The 12,649-nt window shown below is 35.5% G+C and carries 9 protein-coding genes and 1 pseudogene; 5 read left to right on the forward strand and 5 right to left on the reverse strand.

Annotated features, from left to right (window positions below):
- Positions 1-892: 892 nt before the first annotated feature.
- The 3 genes and pseudogenes from ACE939_RS03560 to ACE939_RS03570 form a co-directional block, all read left to right on the forward strand.
- A pseudogene (locus ACE939_RS03560) lies at positions 893-1,132 on the forward strand (RHS repeat domain-containing protein); the annotation flags it as partial.
- Positions 1,118-1,855 (forward strand): M23 family metallopeptidase, encoded by a 738-nt coding sequence (locus ACE939_RS03565; RefSeq protein WP_378188415.1) that lies wholly within the window; start codon positions 1,118-1,120, stop codon positions 1,853-1,855. The pseudogene ACE939_RS03560 and the gene ACE939_RS03565, both read left to right, overlap by 15 nt.
- 51 nt (positions 1,856-1,906) lie before the next feature.
- Positions 1,907-2,416, forward strand: coding sequence for a hypothetical protein (locus tag ACE939_RS03570; RefSeq protein ID WP_378187402.1), 510 nt, complete (start codon positions 1,907-1,909; stop codon positions 2,414-2,416).
- Positions 2,417-2,946: 530 nt separating this feature from the next.
- On the opposite strand, the gene dnaN is transcribed toward ACE939_RS03570, so the two are convergent.
- The 4 genes from dnaN to ACE939_RS03590 all read right to left on the reverse strand — a co-directional run bounded on the left by dnaN (position 2,947) and on the right by ACE939_RS03590 (position 7,849).
- Positions 2,947-4,065, reverse strand: coding sequence for a DNA polymerase III subunit beta (dnaN, locus tag ACE939_RS03575; protein WP_378187403.1), 1,119 nt, complete (start codon positions 4,063-4,065; stop codon positions 2,947-2,949).
- Between the two features lie 216 nt (positions 4,066-4,281).
- Positions 4,282-6,669 (reverse strand): gliding motility-associated ABC transporter substrate-binding protein GldG, encoded by a 2,388-nt coding sequence (gene gldG, locus ACE939_RS03580; protein WP_378187404.1) that lies wholly within the window; start codon positions 6,667-6,669, stop codon positions 4,282-4,284.
- 39 nt (positions 6,670-6,708) lie between these two features.
- The gene (locus tag ACE939_RS03585; RefSeq protein ID WP_378187405.1) at positions 6,709-6,993 is read right to left on the reverse strand and encodes a putative quinol monooxygenase; all 285 of its coding nucleotides are present in this window, start codon (positions 6,991-6,993) and stop codon (positions 6,709-6,711) included.
- Positions 6,994-7,006: 13 nt separating this feature from the next.
- Positions 7,007-7,849, reverse strand: coding sequence for an S-adenosyl-l-methionine hydroxide adenosyltransferase family protein (locus ACE939_RS03590; RefSeq protein ID WP_378187406.1), 843 nt, complete (start codon positions 7,847-7,849; stop codon positions 7,007-7,009).
- 191 nt (positions 7,850-8,040) lie between these two features.
- Here ACE939_RS03590 and ACE939_RS03595 point away from each other — a divergent pair, with 191 nt between their 5' ends.
- Both ACE939_RS03595 and ACE939_RS03600 read left to right on the forward strand, forming a co-directional pair.
- Positions 8,041-8,997, forward strand: coding sequence for a PhoH family protein (locus ACE939_RS03595; RefSeq protein ID WP_378187407.1), 957 nt, complete (start codon positions 8,041-8,043; stop codon positions 8,995-8,997).
- Positions 8,998-9,045: 48 nt separating this feature from the next.
- Complete coding sequence (locus tag ACE939_RS03600; protein WP_378187408.1) at positions 9,046-9,990, forward strand: phosphoribosylaminoimidazolesuccinocarboxamide synthase; 945 nt, start codon at positions 9,046-9,048, stop codon at positions 9,988-9,990.
- A gap of 965 nt (positions 9,991-10,955) precedes the next feature.
- Here ACE939_RS03600 and ACE939_RS03605 read toward each other — a convergent pair.
- Positions 10,956-12,458, reverse strand: coding sequence for a BCCT family transporter (locus ACE939_RS03605; protein WP_378187409.1), 1,503 nt, complete (start codon positions 12,456-12,458; stop codon positions 10,956-10,958).
- Between the last annotated feature and the right edge of the window lie 191 nt (positions 12,459-12,649).

Here is a 12,649-nt window from a genome sequence, read left to right on the forward strand (position 1 = left end):
TCTAATATGCGTACACGCAGTTGTCTTCAATCGCCAGACGGCTATGATTAATATTAAAGTGGAAGCTCAGCCGCTACTGCCGTTACGCACTTCAACTTCAATATTAATCGCTCTTACTTGGAATAAAAAAATCCAGAATCTGTCCTTACAAATATTGAAAAGCAAGGTGAAGCAACTCTTTTTTTAAATTAACCTACTGATAATCAAATAAAAAAAGTGTCCAGATAAGTTTGGCTAAAAATCCATATTCTTGGAGCGGTAACACGGATTAATATTTTTTAACCTTAAATCCGTGTTGTTATGGAATCAGTAGATACAGAAATGATACTTACCATTATCAAACTCATTTATCATACAATTAAACTCCTCTTTACACTTCAAAAGTGGACGAGCGAAAGGAAGGAGCGTTGATACTCTTCCGCTTTTGAGGTGATAGCCAAAGTGGCGACTGAACGTCGCGTATGATTGGACACCTCCTTAGAAGGGAGGTGGTCGTAGGTTCGAATCCCTCCGACTCCCCAAACTCTGAAAAAAATCACTCAAAACGCCACCAGAGCCGTCTAAATCACGTCTATTGTCGAGTTCATATGGTTATAATATTATAATATCTTCTGTAAAAACAGCTCATTAGAAGTCAGAATCTTCAGTTATAGGAGTCTGTGTGCGGCTATTTTACATAGTTGCGTTATAGACCCTGACTACAGGGAAGAGCGGCTATAACTACCAATTATGTAAACATAGCTTTGATAATGCGGCGGGCTTTAATGGGAAATTACTATTTTAGCTAGTGCAAGGATATATGAAGGTGGATCGTTCTTATGAAAAATTTTTGGAGGTAAACCGCTGAAAACTGACCCGTAGTTGAAAAAAACGCGTAAACTACTATCCTTTTGGAATGCAACAAAAACTTGGCGTAGACCATCCCAGTTCTACGATAAGTGGGCGTAGACATAAGTATGGGTTTAACGGGAAGGAAGAACAGAACGAACTTGGTTTAGGATGGTTGGACTTCTCTGCTAGAAATTATAATCCAGAACTAGGAAGATGGATGAATTTAGATCCACTGGTTGAGCAAATGCGTAGACACTCGCCTTATAACTACGCATTTGATAATCCAATTTTCTTTTTAGACCCTGATGGGATGGCTCCACATGGATTTACGACCGTCGATCCAGTTAAAAACCCTAAGGTAGCCCCTACAAGGGCTGGGGTAAAAGGAGGTTTTTTTGGGTTTACACGTAGATATTCAAATGGGAAAGCAAAATTTCACGGAGGGGTAGATATATTAGCAACAAGAGGAACACCGTTGAAGTCTATAAAAGGTGGTATAGTTACAAATGTGGTTAATAGAGTCGGACCAGGCGAGAAAGGTAGGGTAGGTCAAGAAACAGGAAATTATGTTATCATTAAATCTAACTTAGAAGATGGTAGTTTAGTATATTTTAAATATTCACATCTAGATAAAATAAATGTTGAAAATGGTCAAGAAATAGGAGAAGGTGATGTATTCGGAGAAGCAGGTACCTCTGGTAATGCTTCAGGTCTCCCAGAAGAAAGACAGCACGTTCACATTGAAGCTTCCACAACATCTCAATTTTATCCAGGTAAAGGTAATGGAGGCACAGAAAAAGATACTAGAATTGATCCTTTACAATTTTTTAATAGCACATTTGATCAAAATGGGAATTCACAATCACCCCAACCGATAACCCCACCTGTTAGTGGTAGCTTAGATGGAATGTCCCCTTTAGATGAAGCTTTTAAGGCTAATGCAAATGCTGGAAGTTCCCAGTTTAACGTAAAATTACCAAATGGAGAAACAATGAAAAAAGATGATTCTTTTGGTCATTTTTAAAATAAATTTATCATGAAAATATCTTTAATTTTAACTGTTTTTATTTTTTCTATGTCTTGTTGGAACAATAAAAATCTAAATGAAGAAATATCAAATACAGAAATCAATGTAACAGATTCATTGAAATTTGATAATCCCATACAGAATAATCTATGTGAAAAGAAAATTACTGAGTTTAATATAGATGAAATTTCTATATCAGGAGTTGAGCATGGCGCATCTAGTTCTGAAATCGAAATGATATTAGGTAATCCCGATAGCATAACAGAATATGATAATGAGCTTTCAAATGAAGTTCATAGTTTATACTACTATGGTGAGTCTTATTTTGATTTAGTTCAAGATAGTGTTGTAAGTTTTAATATTGAAGGAAGTAAGCTCATTTTCGACAATTTAAATTTAACCTCTGGAAGTAGTTTATTAAGTTGCACTTCTTTGTCTCTCATTAAAATTAAGAATGGACGAATTCGTATACCTATAAAATATAGAGATGAGGCTATAATCTTCGCTATTGATCAGAATAAAAATGTTAAGTCAATTTATCATTGGGTTAATTGGTAGTAAATACCCCCGTATTCTATGACTAAAACAAGTAAAAGTTGAATTATTTTTAATAATAAAATTAAGCGGCAAACTTCATTGTATTTACGTATGGAGTTTGTCTTTTTATTACAGAAAAAATTCTAGCAATTAATTTAGTTCTGAATAATAGATTATATAGAGACCCCCCGCTCGTCCTAGTATGCGCTACCGCAAGTTTGCAACTTGTGGCCCCCGCTAGCGCTCGTCTGTGACGGGTGCCGTCAAAGTTTGACGGGTACGAGTAAGGAATAAAAATTAATAGCCAGTTACAATGATTTGTAGCTGGTTTTTGTTTTATAGAATAGATTGTATTTTACGTTTGGCAATAAAAGCATCAATAACGGAGAAGATATGTTCTTTATCAGTATCCTCCCACTAGTCCTAGTATGCGCTACCGCAAGTTTGCAACTTGTGGTGTCAAAGATTAGTGTGTACGCGTAAAGAAATAAAAGACAAGAACCAGTTACAATGCTTTGTAGCTGGTTTTTTGTTTTAAATGGTGTGTAAACTTAGCTATTAAGCATCACGGGCATTACAAGCATTGTTACCGTTTCGCCTTCATCTAGCCCATCGACAGGAGTAAGTATACCTGCGCGATTAGGTAGTGACATTTCTACCTGTACATCATCTGCATTAAGGTTAGTAAGCATTTCACTTAAGAAGCGAGAATTAAAGCCAATCTGCATGTCATCTCCTTGATAATCGCAAGTTAAGCGTTCTTCGGCTTTGTTTGAATAATCGATATCCTCTGCAGAGATGTTAAGTTCTGCTCCAGCAATCTTCAAACGGATTTGATGCGTGGTTTTATTAGAAAATATAGAAACCCTACGTACAGAATTTAGAAATTGATTTCTGGCAATAGTTAATTTATTGGGATTTTCTTTAGGAATCACCGCTTCATAATTCGGGTATTTTCCATCGATAAGTCTACAAATCAACTGTGTATCATCAAAAGTGAATTTTGCATTTGAGTCGTTATATTCGATTACTACATTGCTATCACTTCCTGCCAAAATACCCTTTAACAAATTAAGAGGTTTTTTAGGCATGATAAATTCGGCTACCTGGGACGCTTTAATATCCTCACGTGTATATTTAACTAATTTATGTGCATCTGTAGCTACAAAGGTTAATCCCTCTGTAGAAAACTGAAAGAACACCCCGCTCATTACGGGTCTTAAATCGTCATTACCAGTAGCAAAAATAGTTTTGCTAATTGCAGTAGCTAATACATCACCCATCATTTCTGTCGCACTAGGATCTTCTAACTCTACTGCTTTAGGAAACTCCTCACCATCAGCAAATGCAAGAGCATATTTACCGTGATTGGAGCTGATCTCTATCGTATTATTCTCTCCCGATACAAATGTTAGTGGTTGCTCGGGAAACGTTTTCAAGGTTTCAAGAAGCAGTTTTGCCGGTACTGCAATTGTACCAGTATCTGAAGATTCAACATCTAATTTAGCTGACATGGTTGTCTCTAAATCTGATGCAGAAACTATTAAGTTATTCTTATCTAATTCAAATAAAAAGTTATCTAAAATTGGGAGTGTATTACTGTTATTGATGACTCCACCTAATACCTGAAGTTGCTTTAATAAATATGAACTCGATACTATAAATTTCATGTGTGACGTGTTATGTACAATTTACGCAAATATAATTGTAATCTGTAAGCATTTTGTCATTGATAAAAGCATAGTTATTAACAAACATCGGGGAGTTATTTACTTTTTTGGTACAAATTTATAACCCGTGGAGCTATTTATTTAACATGACAAGCCAAACTACTTATCGGCTTAGTATTTCTATTTATTAAGATTCGTACCTATCAAATAGGTAATTTATTGCGCATATTTTCGTTTACGAATAAAAGAGAATATCCTTCCGAAAACAGCCAATAACAACAAAGGAAGCCCAAGATTAACCAATTGATAAAACGTTTTGTTTTGAACCACCTTCTCTATATTAAGAAATGCTACATTTACTTTACGACCTCTTACCGTCATAAGTCCGGAGTCATCCAGTAAATAATTAACTGCATTTAATAAAAACTCCTTATTACCATATTGTAACTTCATATAAGGATCATACCCTAAAGGAATAGGTTGATTTTTGCGCGTACTGTTTTTAATAATATCTCCATCTGCGACGATGATCATAGCAGTTTTTATACTAGTGTCTTTGACCGAATCTAAAGGAAAAGGTTTAATACGATTTTTATACGCCGATGTAAACGAACCTTCTAACAACACGGCTAGATTTTGTGGACCTTCAGTATAGGATGTTAAGTCTGGTTTTTGACGAATAATATCCAATGAGATCACTTTCGGAATTCCTTCTAACTTTGATTTGGCAGAACTGCTAAGCAAGATTGTTTTATCAACCTTGTTAGCCAATGTGTCGATTTGATTTGAAAAATTAAATTTAACCGCTTCGATATTTTTTACTATGGGATGCTCAGCTGTAGGTTTGGTTAACGAACTAAAAAACCACGGGTAAGGAGTAAATTGAGTCTCATTAGCTTCTCCTGCAGCAAGCACTATTGGAGCCGAATACAAGTCATTTACTAAGACCGGATTAATACGTGCCCCGTAAGAAAAGAACAGATCTCCCAAGCGTAGATCTTGAATCATTGCCAAGGCATTACCCGAAGGATTAAAAAGGCTATCCAACTCCATAGTTACAGCCTCTGTTAACCATATCGATTTACCACCGTCCATGACAAATTGATCCATGACAAATTTTTCCTTTTCTGTAAACGCTTTAGTAGGTTTGGCATTTATAATAAGATCAAATGCTTTCAATTCGGTCAAAGTTTTTTGAGGATTATTGCTTACAGAATCGAGTGTGAAAGCACCTACAAAATAATACTCTTGAAGCGTCTTTATAAAATCGGCTACATGTACGTCGGGTAATTGTCCGTTACCTTTTAACACGGCAATTTTATGTTTCTTTGGATGTAAAAGTTTGGTTAATGCATCTGCAAAAGTGTATTCTAATTGCTGTATTGATGCATTTACACGCTCTTCGGAGGTAGCACCGATCGTGTTTTTTATAAGCTGAACTTTTACACTTTTATTCTGATAACTTAATATAGCCCAGGGTACTAGCGTTTCAATATTGGTTTTACCATTCTCCTGTACGCTTACCTCCATCGGTGTTAAACCAAATTCTTGTAATTGCTGTAACGTTTCTGCTTGAAAATCTACTTCTTCCAGTGGATTAGTGAACGCGTACTGAAGGTTTTTAGTGTAGGCACTAAACTCTTCAAGTAGTTGTTTGGTTTCGGCTTGAAGTTTTTTAAATTCTGAAGGGAAATTACCTTTTAAAAGCACATCTACAGTAACAACCCCAGCTGTATCATCGAGTAATCTAGTAGTAGCATCGGATAACGTAAACCGTTGGTCATATGTTAAATCAAATCGTTTGTAAAAAGAAGTGGTGATTGTGTTAACGATAACGAGAGCTATAGCAATACCCGCTATAAATTTGACTTTATCAAGATTGCTCTTTTTTGAAATATAAACAATCGTAGTCCAAATAATCGCAATTATGGTGCTTATAAAATAAAGGATATCTCTAGTATCTAATATACCTTTGCTAATACGATCGTAATGTAATTGAATTCCTATAAGATTAAATAGGGAAGTAAAATCATCAGTTCTAATCAAAGAGGCTAAAGCATCAAAACCAAAAAACATAATAAAACATCCAAGTAAAGTAGCTAGAAATGCTGTGATTTGGTTATTAGTTAGTGCAGAGCACAAAATACCAATACTTGTGTATAAAGTGCTTAACAATAAAAGACCGATAAAGGAACCGATAAAACTACCACTATCAAAATTATCTGTATCATTTTTAAGTTGGATGACTGTAACTATGTAAAGAAGGGTAGGAAGTATGGCAAGGATAATAAGTAATACATTGCCTAGGACTTTGCCTAGTACAATTTGTAGTAGAGTCAATGGTTTGGTTACTAATAACTCAAATGTACCTTGTTTTTTTTCTTCAGCAAAACTACGCATGGTAACAGCTGGAATCAAAATGAGTAACACCCATGGAGCTAGTTCAAAATAAGGAGTTAGATCTGCAAATCCCCCATCAAAAACATTATAGGGTCCTTTAAATACCCATAAAAAAAGTCCGCAAATTGTTAAAAAAAGTGCAATAACAAGGTATCCGATTGCAGAGGTAAAAAATGAATTAAACTCTTTTTGTAAAATAGCCATCATACGATTTGAAACATTGTAAGGTTATTGACATAGTATTTAATATTCTTTTCCACTCCAAGCCTCAGGTTTTTGATTGAAATGCTTTTTTGTGTTAGCCCAAATATCTTTGAACAGTGCTGAGGCACGGTATGCATCGAGATGCTCTTGCGATTCCCAATGACTGTAGGTAAAAAATTGATCAGGATTATGGATATCCCGAATTAGTTTGAGATGAGTACATCCATCAAAACCTCTAATTTGCTCTTTTTTGGTAACAAACATCGCCAAAAATTCATCAATACGTTCAGTTTTAAAACCCATTTTCACAATTCGAATAATCATACATTCCTTTTATTTAAACTACGTTTTCTTCAAAAATAATACTAACTGTATCTTGATAATGCAATCCAAAAAGACTTGATGCGCCTCCTACAGTTTTAGGATTACTCTTATATATCGCTAATTCGAGATAACCAGATGAATTAAAAATGGCAAGTTTTTTACCATCTTCTTCACGTTTACTTTTTTCGATATTAAAATTAATGGCATCGCTGTATTGTTCATAAATATGCTCAAATATAGCGGTACGGGCCATAATTTTAAATTTACGCCCCTTACCAACGTCTTCAAAAAATTTACGTGTCACATTGGTAATTAGATTTCCATAATTATCAATATAAAGTATGCTAGCAACAATTTGTTTATCACCAACATTTACAATGGGTGTAATGCCTTTAATCATCTTTAACTCGGTACCAGTTTTACCTATGACCTCTAGGGTACCTCCTCTTGCAATATGACATGCCACAGTGACGAAAACGTCTAAAACTGGGAAATTAGTACCAATTGCATCATGAATATTAATTTCAACAATTTTTTCTGGGCGATATTCTGAAGCGATTAAACTGATCAAACCGTTGTTTGCGCATATAAAATAGTGATCATCCAATAACACAGCGATATGTCTATTTTCTGGATTTAGTTCACTATCGATGCCTATGATATGTATGGTACCTTTTGGAAAAGATTTGTATGCGTTTTTAAGAATATAAGCAGCTTCTGTAATATGAAATGGAGAAATATCATGAGATATATCAACAATCGTAATTTGATCCAATTCTGAATGAATAGCCCCTTTAACAGCAGAGACAAAGTGATCTTTGAGCCCAAAATCTGTAGTTAAGGTTATTATTGGCATAGATGAGAATTGTTAATATCTTTTAGTTATAAGCGTTTAAAAAAATGTAAATTTGTTATGAAGTTTCAAAATGCTTCCAAAATCTAATAAATGGCAGAATTACAGCGTATTTTTAGGTTTAAAAAACATCAGATAACTTCAGCAAACTTAGTTAATCCAACAAACAATTCATACTAAAATTTCTATAGCTTTTGAATGAACTTATTATAGAACTAACAGAGATAAATCCGAGAGAGCTTTTCGGTGATCAGAATAGTAACATCCAACTTCTCAAAAAATATTATCCCAAGTTGAAAATCGTTGCGCGTGGAAATAAGATTAAGGTCTACGGGGATCAAGATTTATTAGAAGAATTTGATGCACGTTTTACAATGTTAACCGATCATTTTATCAAATATAACAAGATTGACGAAAATGTGATAGAGCGTGTTTTAACCAGTCAAAGTAAAGCCGACTATGAAACCTCTGATATCAGTGGTGAAATTTTGGTTCATGGTACTGGTGGTAAATTAATAAAACCACAAACGGCGAATCAACGTAAACTTGTAGAGTCCACCTTTAAAAACGATATGGTATTTGCAATTGGTCCGGCAGGAACAGGTAAAACATATACAGGAGTCGCATTAGCTGTTAAAGCGCTTAAAGAGAAACAAGTAAAGCGTATTATCTTGACTCGACCCGCTGTAGAAGCTGGTGAGAATTTAGGTTTTTTACCTGGAGATCTCAAAGAAAAATTGGATCCATATATGCAACCTTTGTATGATGCCTTACGCGATATGATTCCGCACGAAAAATTAGAAAGCTTTATAGAGAAGGGAGTGATCCAAATCGCACCGATGGCTTTTATGAGAGGACGTACATTAGACAATGCTTACGTAATACTAGACGAAGCGCAGAATACTACGCATGCACAAATGAAAATGTTTCTTACCCGAATGGGTAAAAATGCTAAATTTATTATTACTGGTGATCCAGGACAAATAGATTTACCACGTCGTGTAATCTCTGGACTTAAAGAAGCTTTATTGGTACTTAAAAATGTGGAAGGTATTGGAATTATTCATCTTGATGATAAAGATGTAATACGTCACCGATTGGTAAAAAAGGTTATTGCTGCATACAAGGAAATTGAACATCGTAATGAATAATTAATTGCTAACTAAATAGAAGCACAACACAATAGATTTTTTAAATTCATGAATACAATTACAGATACAAACTATACTTTTCCTGGTCAGCAATCAGTCTATAAAGGAAAAGTTAGAGAAGTATACACACTGCATAATGATCTTTTGGTTATGATTGCTACTGATCGATTATCTGCATTTGATGTGGTAATGCCAAAAGGAATTCCATTTAAAGGTCAAATCTTAAATCAAATTGCGACTAAGATGATGCAAGCAACCGAGGATATTGTTCCTAACTGGTTACTAGCCTCTCCAGATCCTAATGTAGCTGTAGGAAAAGCATGTACACCTTTTAAAGTAGAAATGGTTATACGAGGCTATTTATCGGGTCACGCAGCGCGTGAATATAAAGCGGGTCATCGCAAGCTCTGCGGTGTAGCAATGCCCGATGGTATGCGAGAGAACGATCGTTTTCCTGAGCCTATAATTACTCCGTCTACTAAGGCAGAGAATGGTGCACATGATGAAGACATCTCGCGTGAAGATATTTTATCAAAAGGAATTGTAAGTGAAGCCGATTATTTGGTGTTAGAAGCGTACACCCGAAAATTGTTTGAACGTGGTACGGTTATCGCAAAAAATAGAGGATTGATTTTGGTTGATACTAAATACGAATTTGGTAAAACTAAGGATGGTGAAATAGTTTTGATTGACGAAATTCACACACCAGATTCTTCACGTTATTTTTATACAGACGGCTATGAGGAACGACAGAAAAATGGAGAAGACCAGAAACAATTATCCAAAGAGTTCGTAAGACAATGGTTAATCTCAAAAGGCTTTCAAGGCAAAGAAGGGCAGCAAATCCCCGAGATGACCGAAGCTTATATTGAATCTGTTTCTAATAGATATATAGAGCTATATGAAAAGATCACTGGAGAAACTTTTATAAAAGCTCCCGTTGACGCAATCGAAAAGCGAATAGAGACAAACGTATTAGCCTATTTCAACTAAGTGTACTACTAATGATCATCCCCCCAAAATTAGGACAGTAGTTTAAGTTCTGAAAAAAGAATTTTAAATTTACATATATGACACGAAGAAAATTCACATCCAAATTCAAGACTAAAGTGGTTTTAGAAGTTCTAAAGGAGCGAGAAACGACAAAGGAACTCTCACAACGCTTTGAGATATCCTCTCAATAGATTAATCTATGGAAACGAGAGTTTCTCACCCAAGCGGAATCTGTATTTGCCAAAGGAGACAAATCTGGAAAGAGCGAAGCAGAGGAAAAAGAAGACCGTTTATTGAAAGTAATTGGCAAGCAAAAAGTGGAGCTTGATTTTTTAAAGAACGCCTTGCACTAAAACCACTTAAGGAGCGTCGTAAAATGATAAGCAAGGGTCATTCCAATCTTAGTATTGTTAAGCAAAGTAAGCTCTTACAATTACACCGTTCGGTTTCTATTACAAGCCCAGAGTTGAAAGCAGTCTCAATCTAGAGCTAATGCGTTTGATGGCCAAACATTATAGCGATCACTATTTTAAAGGTACCAAACGAATGCACACTTGGCTTGCTTACTATGGATAAGGGGTATTAAATAAATCAAAAGCGCATAGATCGTTTGTATTATAAGATCAAGGGGTTAAGTGTTATCCAATACTATAAAATTAAGTATGGACGGTAAACGGAAGAGCAATTGACACTGTCTTTATCGGGAGATTATGGAGAAGCGTCAAATACGAAAACATCCACCTGAATCTGGAGTAGAATTGTATAGGCAGCTGAGTAAATACTTTGATTTTTATAATAATCGAAGAAGGCATCAAGGAATAGAAAACGAAACACCTAGTAACCGATATTAATGACAAGAAAGAAAAGCCGCATAAAAATAAAATATAACCTACTCCCAAAAAAAACTGGACAGTTAAAATCTAGAGGTTTCTCAAAAAAGAGAAGGATACAACAGGAAAAAACCTTCATTTCCTCGAGAAATCTTTGATAAATAACCCGATCATTATCACCATCAATAACGCAAAAGGTAACGAAGTTATAATCAATAATTTTTGCATAGCAATTAGTACATCGATATCATTTTTGGCGTTGCCCAATAGCAATATTCCGATAGAGAAAATAGTTAAAAGAATACTCCATAACAAACGATGTCGTTTGGAGGGTTCGGGAGTGCCTTTATCAGTAAACATACTCAACACAAAAATGGCAGAGTCCAGCGAAGTCACCAAAAAACTTACCAGTAACAGCATGGTGATGGTATTGATAAGCCCTTGGTAGGGATAGCTTTCAAAAAATACAAAGATCGAACTAAACACATTATCAAACTGTCCGTCATAGCTTCCGGCAGCAGCTATTAGGTCAAAAGCAGATTCACCAAACACCGTAAACCAAAAGAAAGTTCCCAGAGAGGGAACGAGCAGTACGCCAATGATAAGTTCACGTAACGTACGACCGCGCGAGATTCGTGCGATAAAAATACCAGTAAATGGCGCCCAAGCTAACCAAAAGGCCCAGTAGTAATAGGTCCAATCGGTTAAAAAAGCTTCTCCTGGGTTATAGGATCCAATCGCGAGACTCAACGGAATAAAATCTAAGAGATAGTGATACAATGCACTGCCAAAGCGGGTGACAGTTGCAAGGATATCACTTTGTGCAAATACAAAAAGAAGTAAAGCCAGAGTGACATAAATATTTATGGTAGAGATTACTTTAATTCCACGTTGCATTCCTAACAATACCGAAGTAGCTGCGAGTAGAGCGACAACTAATAAGATAATAATCGTTCCGCCTATGGTAAACTCATAGCCGAGTAAGTGGTTAAGTCCGCCTTGAATCTGTGTAGTTCCTAGTCCGATAGCGGCTACCAGTCCAAAAACGGTGGTGAGTATTGCCAATATATCAATACTTCCCAATACTCTACGTTGTATACGTTTTGAGGTAATCATATCAGTCAGCGCCATAAAGGCAGTACTAGGTAAAGCTTTTTTATTTCGAACAAATAAATAGTGACCTATTGCAATAGCAAAGATTGCATAAAATGCCCATGCAGTGAGTCCCCATTGATAAAACGTATATTCTAAAGCTACAGTAGCATCTGGCATTCCATTAATTATTGGAGGGTTTAGTTTCATATACACTGGTTCTTGTACAGCTCGCAGTAAAATACCAGCTCCCATTCCAGCACTATATAGCATTGAAATCCAGGCTAAACGAGAAAATTCGGGACGTTCCTCGGGAGTTCCCAACCGTTTGCTTCCCCATCGGGAAATTGCTAAAAGTACTAGCAGTAGCACGCATCCCAGTCCCAACCATAAATAAAAACGACCAAACCAAACCCTAACTGAAAGAGAGAATTCCTCTATAAAATTATAGGTTTCTAATGTAAAGGCATAGAGAAAGAAAGAGAATAAAAGTAGTATTGCTAAGGTGATGTATAATAGTTTATTGCTAGAAAAAGAATATGACATACAGTATTACTAAAATTTACGAATCCGAAAGCTACGTGCAAGGAATCAAGAGATATAAAAAAAGTGAAAAAGCTACTTAATCTCAATTAATTTTAAAGATACGTAGCACGAATGAGCAATTATAAAATTTATATTTTTTTAATCAAAAAATAAGTAGTCGACAGGATAATTTGAGATTGAAAAATGAATCA

The sequence above is a fragment of the Aquimarina rhodophyticola genome (assembly GCF_042434915.1).
Lineage (GTDB): Bacteria > Bacteroidota > Bacteroidia > Flavobacteriales > Flavobacteriaceae > Aquimarina.